We start from the raw sequence: 25,885 nt of genomic DNA on the forward strand, positions 1-25,885 counted from the left end.
TTGGAGCCGACCATGTATTGCTTGAAGGACAAACAGTTTGACTTGCCCGACAACTGCACCCTGCCGCTCGATGTGGCGGCGGGGTGCATTTTGCGTATGGACAGCCGCCTGGTGCAGCCGGGCGACGTATTCGTGGCTTGCCAGGGCGAATATGCCGATGGCCGCAACTATATTCCCGCCGCGATTGCCAATGGCGCGGCGATGGTGTTTTGGGACAGCGGCGACGGTTTTGCCTGGCAGCCGGAGTGGCAAATTGCCAACCTCGGCGTGCCGCACCTGAAGCAAAACGCCGGCCTGCTGGCGGCCAAACTCTACGGCAATTTTTCAGGTAGCCTCTCCTGCTGGGGGGTAACCGGCACCAACGGCAAAACTTCGATTTCGCAATGGCTTGCCCAAGCCGCCGATTTGCTCGGCACGCCCTGCGCCATCATCGGCACGGTGGGCAACGGCTTCTGGGGGCGGCTCGAAGAAACCACCCACACCACGCCCAACCCCGTACGCGTGCAAACCCTGCTGCACCAATTCAAACAGCAGGGCGCAAAAGCCGTGGCGATGGAAGTGTCCAGCCACGGCCTCGACCAAAACCGTGTGGTCGGCACGCCCTTCTCCTCCGCCATCTTCACCAACCTCACCCGCGACCACCTCGATTACCACGGCAGCATGGCTGCCTATGGTGCTAGCAAGGCCAAACTGTTCTATTGGCAGAGCCTTCGGCACGCCATCATCAATACGGACGACGAATTCGGCCGCGATCTGGCCGCCAGGCTGCGTGCCGACCGCCCAAGCCTGAACGTGTACGGCTACGGCTTCAATGAACAAGCCGATATCCGCATCACCCGCTTTGCCGCTTCCGCCCAAGGCATGCAGGTAGCCTTCGATACGCCTTGGGGCAGCGGTGAAATCCACAGTCGGCTCTTAGGGCGGTTCAATGCACAAAACCTTGCTGCCTGTGTCGGCCTTTTGTGTGCCGAAGGCTATGCGCTGCCCGATGTATTGCGCGTGCTCGCGCAAATCCGCCCCGCCACCGGCCGTATGGACTGCATCAGCCGTGTAGGCCGCCCGCTGGTGGTGGTGGACTATGCCCACACGCCCGACGCGCTGGAAAAAGCGTTAGCTACCCTGCGCGAAATCAAACCGCAGGGCGCGAGCCTGTGGTGCGTGTTCGGCTGCGGCGGCAACCGCGACCGCGGCAAACGCCCGCTGATGGGCAGCGCCGCCGCGCAGGGCGCGGATAAAGTGGTGATCACCAGCGACAACCCTCGCATGGAAGAGCCGCAAGACATCATCGCCGACATCCTGCCCGCCGTGCCGCAGCCCGCGCTGGTGGAGGCCGACCGCCGCATCGCCATCCAAACCGCCATCCGCCGTGCCGCGCCGCAGGATATTGTGCTGATTGCCGGCAAAGGCCACGAAACCTATCAAGACGTACAGGGCGAGAAGCACCATTTCTCCGATTTTGAAATCGCCGAAGCCGCGCTGGATGAGGCTACCTGAAAACAGGCGCATCGGATTTTCAGGTAGCCTTTTGAGCTTGCCACAGGCTACCTGAAAGTATTGGCCTGTATTAAGTGAAGAACGTATAGTGAATTAACAAAAATCAGGACAAGGCGACGAGCCGCAGACAGTACAGATAGTACGGCAAGGCGAGGCAACGCTGTACTGGTTTTTGTTAATTCACTATATATCGATATTGCAGGAGAAAGTGATGGGTGATTGGGGGTACAAGGTTTATGAAAACGATGAGGCGGCCGATTGGTTTGCCTCGTTTTGGGAGAGCAAGGATTTTGATTTGCTGGCGCAAGAGGTGGAGCAATTCGACCCTTCGGAAGAAAATTACGACACCATCCGTGCTGTTGCCCATGTGCTGATTGCCTTCGGCTCTCCGTATGCCTGCCCCTTTAGTTTTATCGACCGGCTGTACCCGACCATGCAGGCAACATTGGTTATTCTGCAAAATATGCTCACGCCGCCCGACGACACTTGGGGCTTTTTGGATATGTGGGGTGAAGATCCGGACATTGTCCGCGAAGTGGAGCAACAAATTCGAGATTTGCAAGAGCTGTTGCCGAAATGAGATGTTGTGCCGCCAAGCAGCATTTACCGTTTAATTTTCAGGTAGCCTTTTGAGCTTGCCACAGGCTTCCTGAAAGCGTTAATACCTTTTCAGGTAGCCTTCCGCCCGTAATATTTTCAATGGAATTTCCCATGCCCACACTCGATTTAGCTTTTGTCTGCCGTGCCCTGAACCTGCCCGCGCCGCAGCACAACCTCCCCATCCGCCGCGTCATCACCGACAGCCGCCAAGCCGCTGCTGCCGACGAGCGCGGCACTGATTTGTTTGTCGCTTTGGTGGGCGATAAGCACGATGCCCACGATTTTGTGCCTGCCGTGTTGGCGCAGGGCGCTTTGGCGCTGGTATCGCGCCAAGACTGCGCCGAGCTTTCAGGTAGCCTGCCGGTGGCCGACACGTTGGCGGCGCTGCAAACCCTGGCTGCCGCTTGGCGCGAAGCGGTAAACCCGCTGGTGTTCGGCATCACCGGCTCTTCCGGCAAGACCACGGTGAAAGAAATGCTGGCCGCCATCCTGCGCCGCCAATTCGGCGAAGCGGCTGTGCTGGCCACCGCCGGCAATTTCAACAACCACATCGGCCTGCCGCTCACCCTGCTTGCCCTGCGGCCGCAGCAGCGTTATGCCGTTATCGAAATGGGCATGAACCACTTCGGCGAGCTCGATGTGCTCACCCGCATCGCCCGCCCCGATGCCGCGCTGGTAAATAATGCCCTGCGCGCGCATATCGGCTGCGGTTTCGATGGCGTGGGCGATATTGCCCGCGCCAAAAGCGAAATCTACCGCGGGCTACCTGAAAGCGGCACGGCGCTGATTCCGGCGGAAGACGAATACGCCGAAGTGTTCCGCGCCGCCTGCCGTGCCCTGAATTTGCGCCAAATCGAATTCGGCGTGGACAAGGGCGAAGTGCATGCCGAAAACGTCCAGCTGTTGCCCCTGGGTTGCCGCTTCGATTTGGTGTGGCAAAACCAACGTGCGGCGGTAGAGCTGCCAGTGCCGGGCAAACACAACGTGGCCAATGCCGTGGCTGCGGCCGCGCTGGCTTTGCAGGCCGGCGTGGGGCTACCTGAAAGTGCCGCCGCGCTGGCCGGATTTGCCAATATCAAAGGCCGTTTGCAACGCAAAGCCGGCCTGCGCGGCAGCACGATTATCGACGACACCTACAACGCCAACCCCGACAGCATGAAGGCCGCGCTGGATGTGTTGGCTAAGCTGCCTGCGCCGCGCGTTTTCGTGATGGGCGATATGGGCGAACTGGGCGACGGCGAAGCCCCCGCCCTGCATGCCGAAATCGGCCGCTATGCGCGGGATAAGGGCATCGAAGCCGCTTATTTTGTGGGCGATTTCAGCGTGGAAGCCGCCGAGGCTTTCGGTGCGGCCGGGCTGTGGTTTGCCGCCAAAGACCCGTTGCAGCAGGTGCTGGTGCACGAATTGCCGGAGCAGGCTTCGGTGTTGGTGAAAGGTTCGCGTTTTATGCAGATGGAAGAGGTGGTGGCCGCCTTGCAGGGCCATGAAGCGTAGGCCGCACGGCGGTTATCCGCTCTATCCGGCCAGCAACCACTACGACCCGATACGCCGCCGGTTTTTCAACCCCGAGCCCAAACGCCGGCTGCAGCCGCTGGATTTCGGCGGGGCATTCAAAATGCTCAGCCGGCAAGGCCGCTTTCCCGCACAGCCGTTGCCGTTTGCCAAGCCTGATTTTGCTGCTTTCATGCGGCAGGAAAGGCTACCTGAAGACGAACAAAAGGCACGGTTTGTTTGGTTCGGCCATTCCACCCTACTGATGCGCGTGGCCGGGTTGAACATTATTACCGACCCCGTGTTCGGTATGAGCGCCGCGCCGAACAATAAAATGTTCCGCCGCTTTCAGCCGCCGCCCGCCGTGCCGCACGAACTGCCGCTGCTCGACATCATCCTCTACAGCCACAACCACTACGATCATTTGGAAGAAGCCTTCGTACGCAGCGTGGCAGACAGCGGGGTGCATTTCCTGGTGCCGCTGGGCATGGAAGTGCTATTGCGCCGCTGGGGCGTGAAGGCGGAAAACATTTCGGCGGCGGATTGGTATCAGAGCCATACCGTCGGCGGCGTAACATTTACCGCCACTCCCGCCCGCCACGACAGCTCGCGCAACCTGGCCGACCACAACCGTATGCTGTGGGCAGGCTGGGCCATTGAAGGCGGCGGGCAGCAGTTTTATTTCAGCGGTGATTCGTCCTACGGCAGCCACTTCGCCGACATCGGCCGGCATTTCGGCGGCTTCGACCTGGTCTTTATGGAAAACGGCCAATACGACCGCCGCTGGCCAGACAACCACATGTTCCCCGGGCAAACCGTGCAGGCCGCGATCGATGTAGGCGCGCGCCGCATGATGCCGATTCACTGGGGTGCGTTCAGCCTGGCCATGCACGATTGGGACGAACCCGTGCGCCGCAGCATCCCGCTGGCCATCGAGCGCGGCCTGCCGGTGCTCACGCCGCTGATCGGGCAGGTGTTTGATGCGGATACGGAAACTGAATTGTGGTGGGAAGAGGTTTGAGTGGTTTGGGAAATTTCAGGTAGCCTCTTTTTAAAGGGTGGCTTGGTTTATAATGCCGCGTTTGCCTGTTTTACGGCGTGCACAATACAGATAATTATGTTTCAGATAGCCTTTTCTATTTCCGGCTGCCTAGGTTAATTAAGCGAATTCAATTTAAATCAGGACAAGGCAGCGAGCCGCAGATAATGCAAAGTAATACAGCACGGCGAGACAATGCAGTACCGGTTTAAATTGAACTTACGAGAAATGATTTAAGGAAGTTTTATGCTTTTATGGTTGGCCAAACTCAGCAACTGGATTTCGGCGCTGAACATTTTCCAATACACCACTTTCCGCGCGGTGATGGCGGCGCTTACGGCTTTGGCGTTCAGCCTGATGCTGGGGCCGTGGACCATCCGCAAGCTCACCGAGCTTAAAGCCGGTCAGGCCATCCGCAGCGACGGGCCGAAAACCCATTTGGCCAAGGCGGGCACGCCCACCATGGGCGGGGTGCTGATTTTGGTGTCGATTACGGTGTCCACGCTGTTGTGGGGCAATGTATCGCACCCGTATATCTGGATTCTGCTCGGCGTGCTGCTGGGCACGGGCGCGTTGGGCTTCTACGACGACTGGCGCAAGGTGGTGTATAAAGATCCGCACGGCGTGTCGGCCAAATTTAAGATGGTGTGGCAGAGCAGCGTGGCGCTGGCGGCCGGCCTGCTGCTGTTTTATGTGGCGAGCAATTCGGCAAACAATATTTTAATCGTGCCGTTTTTTAAGCAGGTGGCGCTGCCTTTGGGCGTGGTGGGCTTTGTGGTGCTGTCGTATTTCACCATCGTGGGCACGTCCAACGCGGTCAACCTGACCGACGGCTTGGACGGCCTGGCGGCTTTCCCGGTGGTGTTGGTGGCCGGCGGGATGGCGGTGTTTGCCTATGCCACGGGGCACTGGCAGTTTGCACGCTATCTGCAGCTGCCCTTCGTGCCGGGGGCGAACGAGGTGATGGTGTTCTGCGCAGCCATGTGCGGCGCGTGTTTGGGCTTTTTGTGGTTCAACGCGGCACCGGCGCAGGTGTTTATGGGCGACGTGGGCGCGTTGGCGCTGGGCGCGGCGCTGGGCACGGTGGCGGTAATCGTGCGGCAGGAATTTGTGTTGGTGATTATGGGCGGGCTGTTTGTGGTGGAAGCTTTGTCGGTGATGCTGCAGGTGGGCTGGTATAAGAAAACCAAAAAACGTATCTTTCTGATGGCGCCGATTCACCACCATTTCGAGCAGAAGGGCTGGAAGGAAACGCAGGTGGTGGTGCGCTTTTGGATCATCACCATCGTGCTGGTGCTGGTGGGCTTGAGTACATTGAAAATTCGTTAAACGGTTTTCAGGTAGCCTAATCTGTTAAAGAGAGGCTACCTGAAGGCAGATACGGTAGGCTGCTATGAAGCCAAAACCCATTGCAACCCAATTTAAAGAACCTAGGTTATGCTGCTACACATGTTGATTTTGCTGGCCTTTGCTAAAATGCAGGATTTCGCTGAGGATTCCTATGCTTGGCAATGGGCGCTGGCTTTTGCCGTTGTAACTTTTTTATTCGGCCTGTTTGGTGGCCCCCTGATTGCGGCAGCTATTTCTGCTGTGATTTGGGGCCTGTATTCATGGGGCTATTTCGCCCTGCTGCGGCAGATGGCAGACAGTTTGATTTTGTGGCTGATGGTATGCATCGGCGGGATTATGCTGCCGTGGCTGCTGCTGATGAAGCTGCTGGCTAATACAGCCGCGCAGTAAAGGCTACCTGAAAGTGCAGGCTGCAACGCAGTCAAAATGAGCGAAGCCAAAACTGAGAAAGCAGCCGCCACAAAACCGGGCGGCATGGAGAATAGAATGAAAAGCGAATGGCAAAACCAAAAAATCCTCGTGGCCGGGATGGGCGGCAGCGGCATTTCCATGTTGGATTTCCTGCGCCGCAAAGGCGCGGTGGTAGCCGCTTATGATGCCGACTTCCCCGCTGCCAAACAGGCCGAACTGCAACAGCGTTTCCCTGGCCTGGCCTGCCACACAGGCTACCTGAAAAACGCATTGGCCGAAGGTTTCGACATTCTTGCCCTTAGCCCCGGCGTCAGCGAGCGCACGCCCGAAATCGAAGCCTTCAAACAGGCCGGCGGCCGTGTGCTGGGCGATGTGGAAATCTTGGCGCACGAGCTTTCCGGCAAGCGCGACAAAATCATTGCCATCACCGGCAGCAACGGCAAAACCACCGTAACCAGCCTGGTCGGCCATTTGTGCCGCGAATGCGGGCTGGATACCGTGGTGGCCGGCAACATCGGTACGCCCGTGCTCGAAGCCTATGAAGACCGGCAGGAGCAGAGTGCCGACGTGTGGGTGCTCGAACTTTCCAGCTTCCAGCTGGAAAACACCGACCATTTGAACGCCGCCGCCGCCGCCGTGCTCAATATCTCCGAAGACCACCTCAACCGCTACGACGACCTGCTCGACTACGCCCACGCCAAAGACAAAATCTTCCGTGGCAACGGCGTGCAGGTGATCAATGCCGACGATGCGCTGTGCCGCGCCATGAAACGCAGCGGCCGCGAAGTGCGCCGCTTTTCGCTGCAGCAGGAAACCGATTATTGGTTTGACGCCGCATCAGGCTACCTGAAACACGGCGCGGAAACGCTGATTGCCGCCGCCGACATTCCGCTGCAAGGCCTGCACAACGCCGCCAACGTACTGGCCGCGCTGGCTTTGTGCGAAGCCGTCGGCCTGCCGCGCGAGCAGCTGCTGCACCATGTGCGCACCTTCAAAGGCCTGCCGCACCGCGTGGAAAAAATCGGCGAGAAAAACGGCGTGGTGTTTATCGACGACAGCAAAGGCACCAATGTGGGCGCCACCGAAGCCGCCATCGCCGGCCTACAAAGCCCGCTGTTCCTGATTGCCGGCGGACAGGGCAAAGGGCAGGATTTCACCCCGCTGAAAAACGTGCTGCCCGGCAAAGCCCGTGCCGTACTGCTCATCGGCGAAGACGCGCCGCAAATCCGCCGCGACCTGACCGGCTGCGGCGTGGACATGATGGATTGCGCCAGCCTGCAGGAAGCCGTGCAAACCGCCTACCGCCTGGCCGAACCCGGCGACATCGTGCTGCTCAGCCCCGCCTGCGCCAGCTTCGATATGTTTAAAGGCTATGCGCACCGCTCGCAAGTGTTCATTGAGGCGTTTGAGGCCTTGTGATGTTTTCAGGTAGCCTCTGCCCGAGCCTAAAGGCTACCTGAAACTGCCGTACCGGCAGGCAAACCGAAAGGGGAAAGCACGAATGGTATTGCACACTTTCTTTGGAAAACTTTCCGTGGCGCCGGTTTGGCACGCCTTATGAAACCCACGCCAAAGGGGTGCAGCAGAACATTTTGAATATATTGGCAGGATCGGCTGTAGAAAAAGATTATGAGCGGCTGATTGACAGCTTGGAATCGCAGGCTTGGCTGGTGAAATTGTCGCCTTGGGGGCTGAAGGTTTGCCTGGCGTTGCTGGCGGAAGAGAAGCCGAATAAGGCCTGGTTGCTCAAAGGGATGCATACGCTGTTTGAAGCGGCCAACTATAGCGCCCAATCTCTGCAGGCCCAGGCATTTAAAGAAACCAAGGGCAAGGCGCTGAAATACGGCGTATTTAAAGCCAAACTGTTCGATCCCGCCTTCGATGGCGCGATGGACGAAGAGTTTCTTAAAATAAGCAAAACATTAGATAGGCATTATTTACACGTGTCTGTTTTAGAATTGTTTGCGGCGAATCGAGCCTTGATAGTGGGTTTGACCGCTTCCACAGATGAAGAAACCGCCAAGCAGGCGGCTCGGTTGGCGGAGGTGATTGCCCGCCCCAAGCAGTATCCTTGCAGTTAGCCGGCCGCAGATTTGAGCCGCAACAGATTTTCAGGTAGCCTCTGCCCGAGCCGAAAGGCTACCTGAAACCTTGTTCCATTGATTTTTGAAGTAACTTGAAGTACCCGAATGATTACCGAATCCAAACTCCTCGACCGCAAAATCCTGCGCCACGGCCACACCATCGATCAATCGCTGTTGTGGCTGGTGGTGCTGATGCTGGGCTTCAGCCTGGTGATGGTGTATTCCGCCTCGGTGGCCTTTGCCGGGCAGGGCGGCGGCAATAAATGGGCGTTCCTCATCCGCCAGGCGGCCTATATCGCCGTGGGCGGCGGGGCGGCTTGGGTGGCGTTCCGGGTGCCGATGCGTACTTGGCAGAAGTATTCGATGGTGCTGCTGGTGATCAGCCTGCTGATGCTGATTGCGGTGCTGCTGGTGGGGCGCGATGTGAACGGCGCGCGGCGTTGGATTCCTTTGGGCGTGGCCAATTTGCAGCCGAGCGAATTTTTCAAGCTGGCGGTGATTCTTTATCTCTCCGGCTTTTTCATGCGCCGCGCCGAAGTGTTGCAGCATTTGAAGAAAGTGTGCTGGGTGGCGCTGCCGGTGGGCTGCGGGCTGGGGCTGATTATGCTGCAGCCGGATTTCGGCTCGTTTGTGGTGGTGTCGGTGATCAGCGTGGGCTTGTTGTTTTTGGTGGGGCTGCCGTTTCGCTGGTTTATCGTGGTGGTGTTGGCCGGCTTGAGCGGCATGGTGACGCTGGTGTTGATTTCGCCCTACCGCATGGCGCGTGTTACCGCCTTCCTCGACCCGTGGGCCGACCCGCTGGGCAGCGGCTACCAGCTCACTCATGCGCTGATGGCTATCGGGCGCGGCGGCTGGACGGGCGTGGGCTTGGGCGCTGGGCTGGAAAAACGCTTCTACCTGCCTGAAGCGCATACCGATTTCATCACCGCCGTGATCGGTGAGGAATTCGGCTTTTTCGGCATGATGCTGCTCACCGCCTGCTATTTGTGGCTGGTGTGGCGGTCGTTTTCCATCGGCAAGATGGCGCGCGATTTGGAGCAGTTTTTCGGCGCGTTTGTGGCCAGCGGCGTGGGCATCTGGCTGGGGATTCAGAGCTTTTTCAATATCGGCGTGAACATCGGCCTGTTGCCCACCAAGGGGCTGACCCTGCCGCTGATTTCCTTCGGCGGCTCGGCACTGGTGGCCATGCTGATAGCCGTGGCGCTGCTGCTGCGGGTGGATTATGAAAACCGGCGCAAAATGCGCGGTTTTGAAGTGTGAGGAGCCGAATATGGGCGTGAAAACCTTTTTGCTGATGGCCGGCGGCACCGGCGGGCATATTTTTCCCGCGCTGGCGGTGGCCGCCGCGCTGCACGAACGCGGGCACAAGGTGGTGTGGCTGGGCAGCGAGGGCGCGATGGAAACGCGTATCGTGCCGCAGCACGGCATTGAAATCGAAACCCTGGCCATCAAAGGTGTGCGCGGCAACGGCCTCAAGTGCAAGCTGATGCTGCCGTTCACGCTGTGGCACACCATCCGTGCGGCGCGGCGCATCATCCGCCAGCATCGGGTAGACGGCGCCATCGGCTTCGGTGGCTTCGTGACCGTGCCCGGCGGGGTAGCGGCCAAGCTGTGCGGCGTGCCGTTGGTGATTCACGAGCAAAATGCCGTGGCCGGGCTTTCCAACCGGATTTTGGCCAAATTGGCCAGCCGTGTGCTGTATGCCTTTCCCAAGGCGTTTAGCGATGAAAACGGGCTGGTGGGCAACCCCGTGCGCGCCGATATTGCCGCACTGCCCGCGCCCGAAGAGCGGTTTGCTGAGCGTTCAGGTAGCCTGAAGCTGCTGGTTACCGGCGGCAGCTTGGGCGCGGATATTCTCAACCGCCTGCTGCCCGAAGCGCTAGCCCTGTTGCCTGCCGAGCAACGCCCAGAAGTGTGCCACCAAAGCGGGCGCGGTAAGCTGGAAGGTTTGCGCCAGCGTTATGCCGAAGCCGGCGTGCAGGCCGAATGCAGCGAGTTTATCGACGATATGGCTGCAGCCTATGGCGCGGCGGATTTAGTGGTGTGCCGCTCCGGCGCGCTCACCATTGCCGAGCTGGCCGCAGCCGGCGTGGGTGCATTGCTCGTGCCTTACCCCTATGCGGTGGACGATCACCAAACCGCCAACGCCCGCTTCGTGGCCGCCGGCGAGGCCGGGCTGCTTTTGCCGCAGAGCGAGCTGACTGCGGAAAAACTGGCTTCGGTGTTGGGCGGCCTCAACCGAGACACTTGCCGCCAATGGGCGCAAAACGCCCGCCAGATGGCCAAACCGGACAGTGCGGCCAAGGTGGCGGAAGCGGCGCTGGCGGCGGTGGGCGGATGATTGGTTGAGGCTACCTGAAAAGCGGTTTTGAAGTTTCAGGTAGCCTCAAACAGTAAAGGAAGCCCAATGCTCGATTGTTTGGAAAGGCAAAGCCGCTGCTAAACCGAGTAATTGAATGTGCTGCTGGCAAGCCTGTTTAATGATTGGCACGGCAGATGGTTTGGATAGCGTTCCGGGCGGCTGCTTTCAGGTAGCCTCAATAGCAGTATCGGCTTTTCCCGCTGGTGTTGTATCGAAAAATGTTTATCCGCTATACAATAGCGGTTTTGTCTACAAAGGCTGCCCGGGAAGCAGTGATAAATAAATATGAAGCAACGAGTAAAACGCATCCATTTCGTCGGCATCGGCGGCGCGGGCATGTGCGGCCTGGCCGAGGTGCTGTATAAAGAATTCGACGTATCCGGCTCGGATCAGGCGCAAAGCGCGGTAACGCGCCAGCTGGCCGATATGGGTATCAAAGTGTTCCACGGCCATGCGGCAGAGCATATCGAAGGCGTGGACGTGGTGGTTACCTCCACCGCCATCAAGCCGGATAATCCGGAAGTGTTGGCCGCCCGCGAAGCAGGCATTCCGGTGATTCCGCGCGCCATGATGCTGGCGGAGATTATGCGTTTCGGCCAAGGCATCGCCATTGCCGGCACGCACGGCAAAACCACCACCACCAGCCTCACTGCCTCCATCCTCACCGCCGCCGGCCTCGACCCGACCTTCGTTATCGGCGGCAAGCTTACCGCTGCTGGCACCAATGCCAAGCTCGGCGGCGGGCAGTATATTGTGGCCGAGGCCGACGAATCAGACGCCTCTTTCCTGTATCTCACGCCCGTGATTACCGTGGTGACCAATATCGACACCGACCACATGGACACCTACGACCACAGCGTGGACAAGCTGCACCAGGCCTTTGTGGAATTTGTGCATCGTATGCCGTTCTACGGCAAGGCATTTTTGTGTATCGATAGCGAACATGTGCGCGCCATCCTGCCGGAGATTCAGAAACCGTTTGCTACCTATGGCTTAGACGAAACCGCCGATATTTACGCCGACAATGTGCACAGCGAAGGCGCGCAGATGTGCTTTACCGTGCACCTAAACAAACGCCCGATCGCGCCGTTTGAAGTGCGGCTGAATGCGCCGGGGCGGCACAATGTGCTCAATGCGCTGGCTGCCATCGGTGTGGCGCTGGAGTGTGGCGCGGACGTGGAAGCCATCCAGCGCGGCCTGGCCGGTTTCGGCGGTGTGGGGCGGCGCTTCCAGAGCTACGGTGAAATCAAGCTGCCGCAAGGCGGCAGCGCCTTGGTGGTCGATGATTATGGCCACCATCCGGTGGAAATGGCTGCCACGCTCTCCGCTGCCCGCGGCGCCTATCCCGAACGCCGCCTGGTGCTGGCATTCCAGCCGCACCGCTACACCCGAACCCGCGATTTGTTTGAAGACTTCGTACGCGTGCTGAACACTGCCGATGCGGTGGTGCTTACCGATGTATACGCCGCCGGCGAAGAGCCGATCGTGGCCGCCGACAGCCGTGCACTCACTCGTGCCCTGCGTGTGGCTGGCAAACTGGAGCCGATTTACTGCGCCGACGTGGCTGATATGCCAGCCACCCTGCTCAATATGCTGCAAGATGGCGACCTGCTGCTGAATATGGGCGCAGGCAGCATCAACAAAGTACCGCAGGCCTTGCAGGATTTGGCGGCGTATGGATAATTTCCTGAAACGCCGCCAAGAGGCGCGGCAGCGTGCCGCTGCTTTTTGGCAGAGCTGGCAGTGGGAGCAGTTCTGGCAGTCTGGCGGTGGCGTGGCGTTGGTGAACAGCGGCAACTACCTGCTGCACCACTATTTCCCCGGCGTATTTTTGCAGGCCGTTTCGGATTATGCTGTTGATGCTGGTTCGAAGTTTCAGGTAGCCTTCAGCAGCGGCGGGCGGTTGGAGCCGATGGCCGACGCGGTATTGCTGGCCGAGGCTGCGCCACCGGGTTTGCCTTTCGGCGTGCAGGCGCTGCTGCGGCGCTGCCGGGCTGACGGACTGCCGCAGCGCAAGGCCGGTTTCGGCAAAACGCAGCTTTCCGGCAGCCAGTTTCAGGTAGCCTGCGCACCAGGCAGCGATGGCCTGGTGCATTTGCAGGTTTTTGTGAACGATAATCCTGTTGGCACGGATGCCGACGACCGCCGGCTGGCGGTGTGGCTGCTTTTGGCGCAGGCCTTGGGGCAGTGGGATTTAAACGTGAAAACCGGCTATGTGGAGCTGGTGGAGCAACCGCCTCAGGGTGCACTGCCGCTGGCCGAGCTGCCCGCTGCTTTTGATAAGTTGTGGCGTGCCCAGCTGGGGCACAACGGCGTGTATCCGAGCGGCGAGGCTGAGTTCCGCGTGTATGGCGCGGAAAACGATGATGGCGAGCCGGCCAAGATTTTGGTGCGCAACGAATCGGCTGCTTCGCTGTTGGGGCGTGCCGATTTGGCCTGGTGTTTGAGCGTGCGCTGTGAAGTGTACGACGACATGAGCCAGGCTCTGGCGCAGGAATTGGCACACGAGTTTTCCGGCTGCGTCGGGCAGCACGAGCAGGGTATCCTCACCGCCATGCTGGCTGATGCGGAAAAAGGCGAATACATCGCCTTTGCCATGGTGACCGAGCCGGAAGGATTGTGGGAAAAGGTGCGGGAAATCACTGCACGTTATGAGCGGCTGGATGCACGGGCCAACTGTGTGTTCGACCCGTCATGGTGGCATTACCGCCTGCAAGGATAAGAGATGAAGAAATCAGATGCCAACGAAGCCGCAGGCCAGCGCAGCCTGAGCGAATGGCAAGATAATGCCCATTGTTTCTGGACGGTGTGGCGGCGCGAAGAGGCGCGGCTTGCAGCGTTGGAAGCCCCGGTAGCTTTCGTTACCGAGGCCAACAACCTGCTGCACGAATACTGCCCTGGAGTGGTGGTGGAGTTGGAAGGACAGCCGGCCGACGGCGCGCTGGTGTTCAGCGCCAACGGCGATTTGGAACACTTTCCGCAAGTGCTGGCGCTGATTGCCACGGCAGCGGAATCCACCGATCGTTCGGTGCTGTGTTTCCGCCAGCGGCTGGGCTCGCCGGAGCAGTTCGCCATCCGCATGGGCGGCGTGGAAATGCAGGCGGCGGATATTTTGGTACGCTGCGAAGAATGGCGCGGCCTGCCCGCGCTGGACGTGGCTTTTGCCAAGCCGCCCAAGGCAGAAGATTTGGAAACCGCGCAGCGGCTGGCGCTGATTATGCTCGACCATGTGTTGGGCGAGTGGGATGCGGTGGTGAAAGTGGGCGCACTGGATTTTGTGGATACCGTGCCGCCGGAAGCCGTGCCGCTGCACAGGCTACCTGAAAAATTAGACGAAGTATGGAAAGCCTTGGGGCGTGATGCGCTCTATCCCGAGCCGGAATGGCAGTATACTGCCTATCAGCGCGATGAAGACGAAGAACATGAACAAGATGCCCTAGTGCTGCTGCGCAATGAATCGGCCAACGGCCTGCTGGGCCGAGCAGATATGGGTTGGTGCGTTTCCGTGCGCTGCGAAATCAACGGCGAAGACGCGCTGATGGCGGCCTACCGGCTGCAAGACGAATTCGACGCCGAAGCCTGCCACCAGCAGCAAGGCATCGGCACGATTGCCGTAACCAACCTCACGCGGGGCGAGCGCACCATATTTGCCGCTACCGGCGAGCCAGAGCGCCTCATGGAAAAAGCGCAGGCACTGTGCGAGCAGTTTGCCGAGCTTAAGCCGCAGGCCGTGTGCGAATACGACCCGAGTTGGCGGCATTACCGGTTTTAAGTTTTCAGGTAGCTGAAATAATTATTCTTTCCCTGCCAGCCGGTGAGCCGCAGACAGTATAAAAGTACGGCAAGGCGAGCCAACGCAGCAGGAGGAAATAAGGGGTTGTAGCTATAGCCTTTCAGACGGGCGTTTGATGAGGCTACCTGAAAGTAGAAGCAAGGAAGAAGCAAAGCAAATGAACAAGCAGTTTGGCAAAGTAGCCGTATTGAACGGCGGATTTTCCAGTGAGCGCGAAGTATCGCTCGATAGCGGCGCGGCCGTATTGGCCGCCTTGCAGAGCCGAGGCATCGATGCCCACCGGTTCGACCCGAAAGAACAAGACATCTTGCAACTGAAAGCGCAGGGTTTTCAGGTAGCCTTCAATGTGCTGCACGGCACCTATGGCGAAGACGGCACTGTGCAGGCGCTGCTCGATTCCATCGGCATCCCCTACACCGGCTGCGGCATGGCTGCCTCCGCACTGGGCATGGACAAATACCGCTGCAAACTGATTTGGCAGGCACTCGGCCTGCCCGTACCAAATTTCGCCGTGCTGCACGACAACAGCGACTTTGCCGCCGTGGAAGCCGAACTCGGCCTGCCGATGTTTGTGAAACCCGCTGCCGAAGGCAGTAGCGTGGGTGTGGTGAAAGTGAAACAGCCTGGTGAGTTGCCGAAAGTGTACCGCGAGCTGCGCGAACGCCACCTGCACGGCGAAATCATCGCCGAACGCTTTATCGATGGCGGCGAATACACCTGCGCCGTGCTCGGCCAACAGGCGCTACCCAGCATCCGTATCATCCCCGCCACCGAGTTTTACGATTACGATGCCAAGTATTTCCGCGACGACACGGTGTACCAATGCCCCAGCGATCTGGACGAAGCTGGTGAGGCGGAAATCCGCCGCTTGGCCAAAGCGGGCTTTGAAGCCATCGGTGGGCGTGGCTGGGGCAGGGTGGATTTCCTGCGCAGCCGAAGCGGAAAGCTTTATTTGTTGGAAATCAATACAGTGCCGGGCATGACTAGCCACAGCTTAGTGCCGAAAGCTGCATCGCAAACCGGCTTGAATTTTGCCGACTTATGCGTTGAAGTATTGAGCCATGCGGTTTTGGGATAATGCCGGCGCGCTCAAACGCATCTACAGCAGCCTCTATCTTCTGGCTGGCGTCGGCCTGATTGCGGTGGTGGTGATGTGGATGATGAATTCGCCATATTTCCCGGTGAAGTTGGTGAAAATTGACGGCAGACTGTATCGCTTAAGTACCGCACAGCTACAACAAACCGCCCACCGCCATATCCGCGGCAATATTTTCAAAGCCGATTTGAACGAAGCACGGCAGGCGTTTGAAACGCTGCCTTGGGTGGCCAAGGTGGAGGTGCGCAGAATCTGGCCGGATACGGTGCAAATCCGGGTGGAAGAAAGGCAGTCTGTGGCACGCTGGGAAGGCGGCGGGCTGGTGGATAGCGAAGGTAAAGGTTTCGATGCGCCCACCGACGAAAACTTTCCCATATTTGCAGGCACGCCTGGAATGCGTAAAATTATGGTGGAGGAATTTCTTGAGTTCCAAGCCATCTTGGTGCCGACCAACCTGAAAATCAGCCGCATGGACTATAGCTCGCGCTCCTCACGGGAGCTGACTTTGGAAAACGGCATCCGGCTGCATCTTGGCCGCGTCGACGCGCCAAACCGCTTGCGCCGCTTTGTGCAGGCGTGGCATGAGATTTTGAAAGAACGCGCAGCAGACGTGCAATACGTGGATTTACGCTATAAAGACGGTTTCGCTGTGCGCTACAAACAGGACACAGTAGATGAAGACAACAACAGCAAGCAACAACCGCAATCGGGCGGGCATGGCTGAAACAATTATTTTTTTCCTACTAGGCGGCGAGCTGCAAACAGTATTGAGTAATATGGCAAGTCGGGCCAATGTAGTAGGAAGAAATAAGTGCTTTAGCTATAAACAACTATTTCAACAATAAGCGAGACAGAGTTATGTCAAACAACAAACAACTGGTGGGCGCGCTGGACATCGGCACCTCGAAAACCATCGTTTTGATCGGTGAAGTGCAAGACGACAAGGAAATTCACATCATCGGCTTCGGCCAGGCGCCGTCGCACGGCCTGAAGGCCGGCATGGTGACCAATATCGATGCCACCGCCCAAGCCATCACCCAGGCCATGGAAGAAGCCCAGCTGATGGCCGACTGCCAAATCGGCAGTGTGGTAACCGGTATTGCCGGCAACCACATCCGTAGCATGAATTCGCAGGGCGTAGTGAAAATTAAGGAAGGCGAGGTGATGCAGGCCGATATCGATCGTGCCATCGAAACCGCCAAGGCTGTAAATATCCCGCCAGATCACCAGATTTTGCACACTGTGGTACAGGAGTACATCATTGATAACCAGCCCGGCGTGCGCGAGCCCATCGGCATGAGCGGCGTGCGTCTGGATACGCGCATTCATATCGTAACCGGCGCGGTGACTGCCATGCAGAATATTCAAAAATGTATCGAACGCTGCGGCTTGCACATCGATAATATGATTTTGCAGCCATTGGCCAGCGGCCGTGCTGTATTGACTGAAGACGAGAAAGAACTGGGCGTGTGCGTCATCGATATCGGCGGCGGCACGACCGATATCGCCGTGTACACCAACGGCGCTATCCGCCACACCGCCGTCATTCCGGTGGCGGGCGACCTGATTACCCGCGATTTGGCGCAAGCCCTGCGTACCCCTTACAACGCTGCCGAATACATCAAAATCAACCATGGCGTGGCTTTGGCTACCGGCGATGGCTTGGATGAAATGATTGAAGTACCCAGCGTGGGCGACCGCAGCCCACGCCAGATTTCACGCCGTGTGTTGGCCAGCGTTATCGGTCCGCGCGTGGAAGAAATTTTGGAACTGACCCGCAATGAACTGCACCGTTCCGGTTTCCCCGAAGAAGTGCTCACCTCTGGTGTGGTGCTCACCGGCGGCGCCTCTTTGCTTTCCGGTGTGGTGGAACTGGCTGAAGACGTGTTCAATCTGCCTGCCCGTGTCGGTGTGCCGAAGGAAATGGGCGGTTTGTCGGAACGCATCCGTAACCCGCGCTATGCCACCGCCATCGGCCTCCTGCAAACCGCTGCTGAATACAGCAGCCAACATGGCACGCATAACACCGTGCGACAGGCTGCAGAGGGAGATTCTGTTTTCTACCGCCTCAAAGAGTGGCTGAGAAACAATTTCTAAGCTTTTTGCTTATTCTTGCACACAAAATCCGTTCAAACCTTTATAATACGGGCGATTTCAGTTTTCAGGTAGCCTTCCGGGGCGCAAAAGGAGTGTTAAATGCAGTTGGTTTATGATGTTGTCGAATCCGCAGCCAGTCCGGCGGTCATTAAAGTTATCGGTATTGGTGGCGGCGGCTGTAATGCTATTAACAATATGATAGACAACACGGTACAAGGCGTTGAATTTATTAGCGCCAACACCGATGCCCAATCTTTACAGGGCAGCAAAGCGCCCAAGCGCATCCAGCTAGGTACTAATTTGACCAAAGGTTTGGGTGCCGGCGCCAATCCGGAAACCGGCCGCAATGCCGCTCTGGAAGACCGTGAAACCATCGCCGACGCCATTCAAGGCGCCAATATGCTGTTCATTACCACCGGTATGGGTGGCGGCACAGGCACCGGCGCTGCTCCGGTAGTGGCCGAGATTGCCCGTGAGCTGGGTATCCTGACCGTGGCTGTGGTGACCCGCCCGTTCGAGCACGAAGGAAAACGTATCCAGATTGCCAAGGACGGCTTGGAAACCCTGAAAAACCAAGTAGATTCGCTCATCGTTATCCCGAACGATAAGCTGATGACCGCCCTGGGTGAAGATGTGACCGTACGCCAGGCATTCCGTGCCGCCGATAACGTATTGCGCAATGCCGTGGCCGGCATTGCCGAAGTGATTACCTGCCCAGGTATGATCAACTTGGACTTCGCCGACGTACGCAACGTAATGGGCATCATGGGCATGGCCATGATGGGTTCCGGTTTCGCACAAGGCATCGACCGTGCCCGTTTGGCTACCGAGCAGGCAATTGCCAGCCCGTTGCTGGACAACGTAACGCTGGAAGGCGCACGTGGCGTGTTGGTGAACATCACTACCGCCCCTGATGGCCTGACCATGAAAGAATACAAAGAAATCATGTCGGTAGTGAGCGAGTATGCTCACCCTGATGCCGAGTTGAAATACGGTACAGCTGAAGATGCTGCTATGCAGGAAGGCGAAATCCGCGTTACTATCATTGCCACCGGCCTGAAAGAGCAGGGCGATAACAGCCAGAGCAGCAACCTGCGTATGGTGAAATCTGCTCAAGCCACCGGCACAGACGGCGCATTCCCGGAAATCGACGGCGTTATCCGCTCCGGCCGCACTGCCCGTACCATGAATTTGGCTGCTTCTGATTTTGCCAACCAGTCTGTGTTGGACGATTTCGAAATTCCGGCGGTGATCCGCCGCCAGGCTGATTAAGCCCAGTTTGGTTCTTAATAAAACCTGCCTCTTTCGAGGCAGGTTTTTGCTCATTTGATATTTTAAGGCTACCTGAAAGGAGAGGGGTGCTTTGGTTTCGATGAAAATAGCTAAAACACTTTGATTCATACGGCATTGGTTCGCCTTGCCGTATGCCTGTACTATCTTCGGTTCACCGCCTTATATGAAGTGAAGTTTTACAGTTATATATCTCCAATGCAAAATCAGCAAAGGCTACCTGAAATCTTTCAGGTAGCCTTTTTATTCCATTTTCAATTAGGAATGATACGGTGCTGCTTAGATTTGCCGATTTAGAACGACTAAACCATACGGGTGCAGCGGATTTTTAGTAGAAGCAGCGTGTACCAAACAGGTTTCAAGCCGCTATGCTAATTTTGTGGAACAGCCGTAGGCAGTTGGTGGTGGTGGCTTGGGCGATGTTCTCCAAGCTGTCGCCACGCAACTGGGCAACGAAGGCGGCAGTGTGGCGGACGTAAGCCGGTTCGTTGGGTTTGCCGCGTTTGGGTACGGGCGCGAGGTAGGGAGCGTCGGTCTCCACCAGTAGCCTGTCGAGCGGCACGTAGCGGGCGGCTTCTTGGATAGCAGCGGCGTTTTTGAAGGTGACGATGCCGGAGAAGGAGATGTAGAAGCCTAAATCCAAGGCCAGTTTGGCGGCGTGTACGTCTTCGGTAAAGCAGTGGATAACGCCGGCGTGGGCTTGATGTTCGCGCAGCAGGCGCATGGTATCGGCAGCAGCATCGCGGGTGTGGACGACAAGTGGCAAGCCGCTGCGGTTGGCAGCTTCGATATGCAGGGCGAAGCGTTGGTGCTGCCAGGCCAAATTGCCTTTGCACCAATAATAATCCAAGCCGGTTTCGCCGATGCCCACCACTTTGGGCAGGGCGGCGTGTTCCAGCAGTTCTTCCAGGCTGAATTCTTCGGCTTCTGGGTCGTCGGGGTGGATGCCAACTGTGGCGTAGATGTTGGGATAAGCTTGGGCGATGGCATGCACTTCTTCGAAGCTCTGCCGGCTCACGCTGATGGCGATGGCTTTATCCACGCCGGCCTCGGCCATGTTGGCGAGGATTTCAGGTAGCCTTTGGGCGAGGTCGGGGAAGTTGAGATGGCAGTGCGAATCGATCAGCATGGCTACATGGTGTAGGTGGCGCGGTCGGTGTGCAGCAGGCCGGGCAGTTGGTCTTCGATGTAGTTTTTACATTTGATGCCGGTCTCGTCGTCGCCGAAAGCGAGGCCCACGCCTTGCGGCTGGCCGTTGGTGGTGCGGCTGAGGTTGATCCACACTACGCGGGTGCGCAGGAAGAATTTTTCTGGATTGTCAAACAGTTCCAATACCAACAGCACTTCTTCGCCCATTTTGAATTCGTCGTTGGTGGGCACGAAAATGCCACCATGCTCCAGAAATGGCATGTAGCTGTAGTAGGCGATGGGTTTGTCTTTGAGGCTAACGCTCATCATGCGGCCGGGGGCGCTGTCGGCGGGTGTGCTCATGGGTATTTCCTTGTTTTAAGTAAGTAACGTTTATACAAAATAAATAACGGGCTTGTTTTCTTAAAGCGGTTTGTTTTGCCAGAAAGCAAGGTAGTTGGTTAGCAAATTTTCAATCTGCATTCTAACACTTAAGGTATGCCGGCCGTAAGGGCTGAGGCGGTTTAGGGTGTGTACCAGTTGGAATAAGGTTGTCCCCTGGGTGCGGGAGGCTACCTGAAAAATGGCAGCTTGGTGTTGCGGGTAGTAGAGCGGGGGCAGGTTTTGTTGGGCGAGCGCGGTGTCGGCCAGCCATTTGTGCAGCCAGTCGAGAAACACGGCCAGCGGCCATTTTTGCTTGTCGAAGGCGGCGGCGTAATTCAGCATGGCCAACAGGCGCGGTTTGGCCAGCAGTTGGCACAGCTCTTCGCGCATCGTGTCTTGCTCCGGCTCGGTTGCAAACAGCGGGGCACCGCTGTGGAAGGCAAGCAGGGCTTCGGCTTGAGGGGTGTTTTGCGTTTTCAGGTAGCCTAAGGCTTCTTCGGCGTTTGGGGCGGGCAGCAGGAAGGGGCGGCAGCGGCTTTTAATGGTGGGCAGCAGGCGGTCTTTGTTGTGAGTTACCAAAAGGAATACCACCGATGCGGGAGGCTCTTCCAGCATTTTCAACAACGCGTTGGCGGCTTGGGTGTTCATGGTTTCGGCGGGTTGCACCAGCACCACGCGCAGCCCGCCGCGCACGGAGCTTTGCAGCAGTGGCGCCAACACGGCGCGCACAGCATCGATTTTGATTTGCAGCAGCTTGCGCGCGCTTTCGCCTTCGGCTGGCAGCTCGGGCGCGAGTTCGTAGTAGTCCGGATGGCTGCTTTGGGCGAACAGATGGCAGGAAGGGCAGCTACCGCAGGGCTGGTGTTCGGCCTGCGGCTGTTCGCACAACAGCGCCTGCGCCAGATGGCGGGCAAACGCTGTTTTACCAGTATCGCGCCGGCCGGTAAGCAGCCAGGCGTTGGGGCGGTTGTTCCATTGGGCAGCCAATTGACGCCAAGCGGATTCATGCCAAGGATAAATCATAGGAAAACGTGAAGGCTACCTGAAAAGAAATTAGCCATTTAAAAATAGAGTGAATGAAAATAAGATTGCTACGGCGGTCTGCTTGGTCGTATTACGCATACTGCCTGCGGCTTGCCGCCATTTTAATCCACTATAGTAAAGAGGCTACCTGAAAACGAAGCAGGAGCAGCACACTAAGCCTTCTTCCTCCACTTGGCCTTGGCGATTTCTACCGCCATCGGCAGCACGGACACCACAATAATGCAGATTACCACCAGCCCGAAATTGTTTTTCACCACTGGCAGCTCGCCGAAGAAGTAGCCCGCATAAGTGAGCAGCCCCACCCACATCAGCGCACCGATGATATTGTAGCGGATAAAGCGGCCGTAATGCATATCGCCCATGCCCGCCACAAAGGGCGCGAAGGTGCGCACAATCGGCACGAACCGCGCCAGGATAATCGTTTTGCCGCCGTATTTTTCGTAGAAGGCATGGGTTTTATCCAGATACTCGCGTTTGAACACGCGCGAATCCGGTTTGGCAAACAGCTTTTCGCCGAAATACTTGCCGACGGCGAAGTTGGCCGCATCGCCGATTACCGCCGCCGCCAACAGCAGCGCGGCCGCCATATGCACATTCATCCCGCCCAGCGCCGCCACCGCGCCAGCGGCAAACAAGAGCGAATCGCCCGGCAGAAAGGGCGTAACCACCAGCCCGGTTTCGCAAAACACGATGAGAAACAGGATGGCATAAATCCACAAGCCGTAGGTTTGGATGAGCTCGATGAGGTGTTGGTCGATATGCAGAACAAAATCAATCAGGCTGGCAAGCATGGGGAAACCGCAAATAAAAAGAACGGGTGGCATTGTAAGGCAAGAGGGGGCGGGCTGAAAGGGCTGCGTGCAAACCGCGCTGCAAACGCCGTTTTTTGCCGCCGGTTAGATGATGCAATTTTTCAGGTAGCCTCAGAGGGGCTAGAGGCTACCTGAAAGTTTCTTTTTCTTAGAAACGCTGTTGCTCCGTATTTTCAGGTAGCCTTTCGGCTGCCTGAAATGCTTTTTTCGGTTAGAATCGGCGGCATTTACCTATTTGCCTGTTTCCCCCTATTTTCGAGGAGTTGTTATGTCGCAGTACGTCTATTCCATGTTGCGCGTGAGCAAGGTTGTGCCGCCGCAGAAAACCATCATTAAAGATATTTCCCTTTCCTTCTTCCCCGGCGCGAAAATCGGTTTGCTCGGTTTGAACGGCGCGGGCAAGTCCACTGTGCTGCGGATTATGGCGGGTGTGGATAAGGAATTTGAGGGCGAAGCCGTGCCGATGAGCGGCATCAAAATCGGCTATTTGCCGCAAGAGCCGGAGCTTGATCCTGAGAAAACCGTGCGCGAGGAAGTGGAAAGCGGTTTGGGCGAAGTGGCCGCGGCGCAGAAACGTTTGGAAGAAGTGTATGCTGAGTATGCCAATCCCGACGCGGATTTTGACGCGCTGGCGGAAGAGCAGGGCCGCTTGGAAGCGATTATTGCGGCAGGTTCGTCCACAGGCGGCGGTGCGGAACACGAATTGGAAATCGCCGCCGATGCGCTGCGCCTGCCGGAATGGGATGCCAAAATCGGCAATTTGTCCGGCGGTGAAAAACGCCGTGTCGCTTTGTGCAAACTCCTGTTGAGCAAGCCCGACATGCTGCTGCTGGACGAGCCGACCAACCACTTGGATGCCGAATCGGTGGAATGGCTGGAACAATTCTTGGTGCACTTCCCCGGCACGGTGGTGGCCGTAACGCACGACCGCTATTTCTTAGACAACGCCGCCGAATGGATTTTGGAACTCGACCGCGGACACGGCATTCCGTGGAAAGGCAATTACTCGTCTTGGCTGGAGCAGAAAGAAAAACGCTTGGAAAACGAGGCGAAATCCGAAGCTGCGCGCGTGAAGGCGATGAAGCAGGAATTGGAATGGGTGCGCCAAAATGCCAAAGGCCGCCAAGCTAAGTCTAAAGCGCGTCTGGCGCGTTTTGAGGAAATGAGCAACTACGAATACCAAAAACGCAATGAAACGCAGGAAATCTTTATTCCCGTCGCCGAGCGTTTGGGTAACGAAGTGATTGAATTTGTAAACGTTTCCAAATCGTTCGGCGACAAAGTGCTGATTGACGATTTGAGCTTCAAAGTCCCTGCAGGCGCGATTGTCGGCATCATCGGCCCGAACGGCGCTGGTAAATCGACGCTATTCAAAATGATTTCGGGCAAAGAGCAGCCTGATTCTGGCGAAGTGAAAATTGGTCAAACCGTGAAAATGAGCCTGATCGACCAAAGCCGCGAAGGTTTGCAAAACGACAAAACCGTGTTCGACAACATTGCCGAAGGCCGCGACATTTTGCAGGTCGGACAGTTTGAAATCCCCGCCCGCCAATATTTGGGTCGTTTCAACTTCAAAGGCAGCGACCAAAGCAAAATCGCGGGGCAGCTCTCCGGTGGCGAACGCGGCAGGCTGCATTTGGCAAAAACCTTGTTGAGCGGCGGCAACGTCTTGCTGCTGGACGAACCGTCCAACGACCTCGACGTGGAAACCCTGCGCGCGCTGGAAGAAGCATTGCTGGAATTTGCCGGCAGCGTGATGGTGATTTCGCACGACCGCTGGTTCCTCGACCGCATCGCCACGCATATTCTGGCTTGCGAAGGCGATTCGAAATGGGTGTTCTTTGACGGCAACTATCAGGAATACGAAGCCGACAAGAAACGCCGACTTGGCGAAGAAGGCGCGAAACCGAAACGTATCCGCTACAAACCGGTAACCCGCTAAAGCGCAAAGAGGCTACTTGAAAACCGCAGGCTTAGTTTTCAGGTAGCCTCAATTTATCCAGCCAAACCAAAGGACAAACATGAACTGGCAGCAATTGCTCAGCACCAAGCGCTTCAAGCCCGAGAACGGCCAACTGGTGGCCACCGTTACCCCTTCCAGCCAGGAAGGCGCGGATGCGCTGCGCACCGATTTCCACATCGATTACGACCGCGTGGTGTTTTCCGGCTCGTTCCGGCGGCTGGGGCGCAAAACGCAGGTGCACCCCTTCGCCGAACACGACCACACCCACAACCGCCTTACCCACAGCGTGGAAGTGGCCAGCGTGGGGCGTAGCTTGGGCAACCGTGTGGGCGTGATGCTGGCCAAGGGTGGTTTCTTGCCGCCGGAGAATACGCCATCCGATATCGGCGCCGTGGTGCAGGTGGCCTGCCTGGCGCACGATATGGGTAACCCGCCTTTCGGCCATACCGGCGAAGAGGCATTGCGCGACTGGTTCCGCAATCCCGAGCACGCAGGCTACCTGAAACACCTGGCCGAAGCCGAACGGCGCGACGTGCAAACCTACGAAGGCAATGCCCACAGCCTGCGCATTTTGGCCAATCTTGAAATGTATCAGCATCGCGGTGGTATGCGGCTTACCGCCGCCTCTATTGGCGCGCTGCTCAAGTATCCGTGGACCACTTCCGCGCCGCAGGGTTTGAAAAAATTTAATATTTATCAAACCGAGCTACCGTTTATCGAATGTGTGGCCGCCGAATTGGGGCTACCTGAAATCGCCGCGCACCATTGGAGCCGTCACCCCTTGTCCTACCTGATGGAGGCAGCAGACGACATCTGCTATGCGCTCTTGGACTTGGAAGACGCAGTGGAGCTCGGCCTGCTGGACGACCGCGAAGTAGAAAACGTATTGCAGGGCATGGTGCACATCGACAAACTCTGGCCGGAGCAATCCGCCCGCCAGCGTTGCGCCATGCTGCGCGGCATGGCCATCGGCCGCGCCATCGACGACATGGCGCAAACCTTTATGCTGCACCATGCCGACCTGCTCGCCGGCAGCTTCCAAGGCAAAGACCTGCTCAGCGTGTGCACGCCTGAAGTGCGCGATACGTTGGAAGGAGCAAAAGAGCTGGCACGCACCCGTGTGTTCCGCCACCAGAGTAAGCTGATTACCGAAATCGCCGCCTTCCCCTGCATCGGCTCGATTCTCAACCTGCTCGTGCCCGCCGCCTTCGCTTACATCACCAAAGCACACATCGGCACACGCCAATCGCTGGCTTTGGAGCTGCTGCGCGACGACCCGTTGAACGAGCAGGACACACTCTACACTGCCTACATGAAAATCCTCGATTTCGTCGGTGGCATGACCGACAATGCAGCCGCACGACTGGCGCGAGAGGTGTCGGGAATTGGGATGTTGTAATGTGTTTCCGTGTAAATAATGAAAGGCTACCTGAAACTTCAGGTAGCC

General features: G+C 57.6%; 23 protein-coding genes. 19 read left to right on the forward strand and 4 right to left on the reverse strand.

The features are described from left to right. Positions 1–12 precede the first annotated feature (12 nt). From A7P96_RS09435 to ftsZ, 17 genes are all read left to right on the forward strand, one after another. Entirely contained in the window at positions 13–1,494 is a 1,482-nt protein-coding gene (locus tag A7P96_RS09435) for a UDP-N-acetylmuramoyl-L-alanyl-D-glutamate--2,6-diaminopimelate ligase (RefSeq protein ID WP_067526597.1), read from the forward strand. A gap of 211 nt (positions 1,495–1,705) precedes the next feature. Further along, positions 1,706–2,074 carry a DUF4259 domain-containing protein gene (locus tag A7P96_RS09440; protein WP_067526599.1) on the forward strand — a complete coding sequence of 123 codons (369 nt, stop codon included), beginning with the start codon at positions 1,706–1,708 and terminating at the stop codon, positions 2,072–2,074. A 131-nt stretch (positions 2,075–2,205) separates the two neighbouring features. Beyond that, a complete protein-coding gene (gene murF, locus A7P96_RS09445; protein WP_067526811.1) occupies positions 2,206–3,588 on the forward strand; it encodes a UDP-N-acetylmuramoyl-tripeptide--D-alanyl-D-alanine ligase in 1,383 nt (460 codons plus the stop codon). Then, entirely contained in the window at positions 3,578–4,606 is a 1,029-nt protein-coding gene (locus A7P96_RS09450; RefSeq protein ID WP_067526601.1) for an MBL fold metallo-hydrolase, read from the forward strand. The genes murF and A7P96_RS09450 overlap by 11 nt, the downstream gene beginning before the upstream one ends. Before the next feature lie 264 nt (positions 4,607–4,870). After that, positions 4,871–5,953, forward strand: a complete 1,083-nt coding sequence (gene mraY, locus A7P96_RS09455; protein WP_003822465.1) for a phospho-N-acetylmuramoyl-pentapeptide-transferase — start codon at positions 4,871–4,873, stop codon at positions 5,951–5,953. 108 nt (positions 5,954–6,061) lie between these two features. Beyond that, positions 6,062–6,364 carry a hypothetical protein gene (locus A7P96_RS09460; protein ID WP_081253442.1) on the forward strand — a complete coding sequence of 101 codons (303 nt, stop codon included), beginning with the start codon at positions 6,062–6,064 and terminating at the stop codon, positions 6,362–6,364. Between the two features lie 96 nt (positions 6,365–6,460). After that, the gene (murD, locus tag A7P96_RS09465) at positions 6,461–7,804 is read left to right on the forward strand and encodes a UDP-N-acetylmuramoyl-L-alanine--D-glutamate ligase (RefSeq protein ID WP_067526813.1); all 1,344 of its coding nucleotides are present in this window, start codon (positions 6,461–6,463) and stop codon (positions 7,802–7,804) included. Positions 7,805–7,905: 101 nt separating this feature from the next. Then, a complete protein-coding gene (locus tag A7P96_RS09470; protein ID WP_067526603.1) occupies positions 7,906–8,466 on the forward strand; it encodes a hypothetical protein in 561 nt (186 codons plus the stop codon). A gap of 108 nt (positions 8,467–8,574) precedes the next feature. Next, a complete protein-coding gene (ftsW, locus tag A7P96_RS09475; RefSeq protein ID WP_067526605.1) occupies positions 8,575–9,729 on the forward strand; it encodes a putative lipid II flippase FtsW in 1,155 nt (384 codons plus the stop codon). Between the two features lie 10 nt (positions 9,730–9,739). Next, positions 9,740–10,810 carry an undecaprenyldiphospho-muramoylpentapeptide beta-N-acetylglucosaminyltransferase gene (murG, locus tag A7P96_RS09480; RefSeq protein WP_067526609.1) on the forward strand — a complete coding sequence of 357 codons (1,071 nt, stop codon included), beginning with the start codon at positions 9,740–9,742 and terminating at the stop codon, positions 10,808–10,810. Between the two features lie 306 nt (positions 10,811–11,116). Then, entirely contained in the window at positions 11,117–12,514 is a 1,398-nt protein-coding gene (gene murC / locus A7P96_RS09485; RefSeq protein WP_067526611.1) for a UDP-N-acetylmuramate--L-alanine ligase, read from the forward strand. Next, positions 12,507–13,553 (forward strand): hypothetical protein, encoded by a 1,047-nt coding sequence (locus tag A7P96_RS09490; protein ID WP_067526613.1) that lies wholly within the window; start codon positions 12,507–12,509, stop codon positions 13,551–13,553. Before murC ends, A7P96_RS09490 begins: the two co-directional genes overlap by 8 nt. A gap of 3 nt (positions 13,554–13,556) precedes the next feature. After that, on the forward strand, positions 13,557–14,603 hold the full coding sequence (locus tag A7P96_RS09495; protein ID WP_067526615.1) for a hypothetical protein: 1,047 nt from the start codon (positions 13,557–13,559) through the stop codon (positions 14,601–14,603). Between the two features lie 178 nt (positions 14,604–14,781). Then, positions 14,782–15,702, forward strand: coding sequence for a D-alanine--D-alanine ligase (locus tag A7P96_RS09500; RefSeq protein WP_067526617.1), 921 nt, complete (start codon positions 14,782–14,784; stop codon positions 15,700–15,702). Next, positions 15,686–16,444, forward strand: coding sequence for a cell division protein FtsQ/DivIB (locus A7P96_RS09505; protein ID WP_067526619.1), 759 nt, complete (start codon positions 15,686–15,688; stop codon positions 16,442–16,444). The genes A7P96_RS09500 and A7P96_RS09505 overlap by 17 nt, the downstream gene beginning before the upstream one ends. Positions 16,445–16,578: 134 nt before the next feature. Continuing rightward, complete coding sequence (gene ftsA, locus A7P96_RS09510; protein ID WP_067526621.1) at positions 16,579–17,817, forward strand: cell division protein FtsA; 1,239 nt, start codon at positions 16,579–16,581, stop codon at positions 17,815–17,817. A 99-nt stretch (positions 17,818–17,916) separates the two neighbouring features. Beyond that, positions 17,917–19,089, forward strand: a complete 1,173-nt coding sequence (gene ftsZ, locus A7P96_RS09515; RefSeq protein WP_067526622.1) for a cell division protein FtsZ — start codon at positions 17,917–17,919, stop codon at positions 19,087–19,089. Positions 19,090–19,465: 376 nt separating this feature from the next. Here the strand turns inward: ftsZ and A7P96_RS09520 are convergent, their stop codons facing one another. The 4 genes from A7P96_RS09520 to A7P96_RS09535 form a co-directional block, all read right to left on the reverse strand. Then, complete coding sequence (locus A7P96_RS09520; protein WP_067526623.1) at positions 19,466–20,236, reverse strand: TatD family hydrolase; 771 nt, start codon at positions 20,234–20,236, stop codon at positions 19,466–19,468. Positions 20,237–20,238: 2 nt separating this feature from the next. Further along, on the reverse strand, positions 20,239–20,598 hold the full coding sequence (locus A7P96_RS09525; protein ID WP_067526625.1) for a PilZ domain-containing protein: 360 nt from the start codon (positions 20,596–20,598) through the stop codon (positions 20,239–20,241). 60 nt (positions 20,599–20,658) lie between these two features. Continuing rightward, positions 20,659–21,642 carry a DNA polymerase III subunit delta' gene (gene holB / locus A7P96_RS09530; protein WP_067526627.1) on the reverse strand — a complete coding sequence of 328 codons (984 nt, stop codon included), beginning with the start codon at positions 21,640–21,642 and terminating at the stop codon, positions 20,659–20,661. Between the two features lie 173 nt (positions 21,643–21,815). Continuing rightward, on the reverse strand, positions 21,816–22,454 hold the full coding sequence (locus A7P96_RS09535; protein ID WP_067526630.1) for a DedA family protein: 639 nt from the start codon (positions 22,452–22,454) through the stop codon (positions 21,816–21,818). Between the two features lie 289 nt (positions 22,455–22,743). Here A7P96_RS09535 and ettA point away from each other — a divergent pair, with 289 nt between their 5' ends. Together ettA and A7P96_RS09545 are read left to right on the forward strand one after the other, a co-directional pair. Then, positions 22,744–24,417, forward strand: coding sequence for an energy-dependent translational throttle protein EttA (ettA, locus tag A7P96_RS09540; RefSeq protein ID WP_067526632.1), 1,674 nt, complete (start codon positions 22,744–22,746; stop codon positions 24,415–24,417). Positions 24,418–24,496: 79 nt separating this feature from the next. After that, positions 24,497–25,837, forward strand: coding sequence for a deoxyguanosinetriphosphate triphosphohydrolase (locus A7P96_RS09545; RefSeq protein WP_067526634.1), 1,341 nt, complete (start codon positions 24,497–24,499; stop codon positions 25,835–25,837). The last annotated feature ends 48 nt before the right edge of the window (positions 25,838–25,885 follow it).

Source organism: Eikenella sp. NML03-A-027 (assembly GCF_001648395.1).
Classification (GTDB): domain Bacteria; phylum Pseudomonadota; class Gammaproteobacteria; order Burkholderiales; family Neisseriaceae; genus Eikenella; species Eikenella exigua.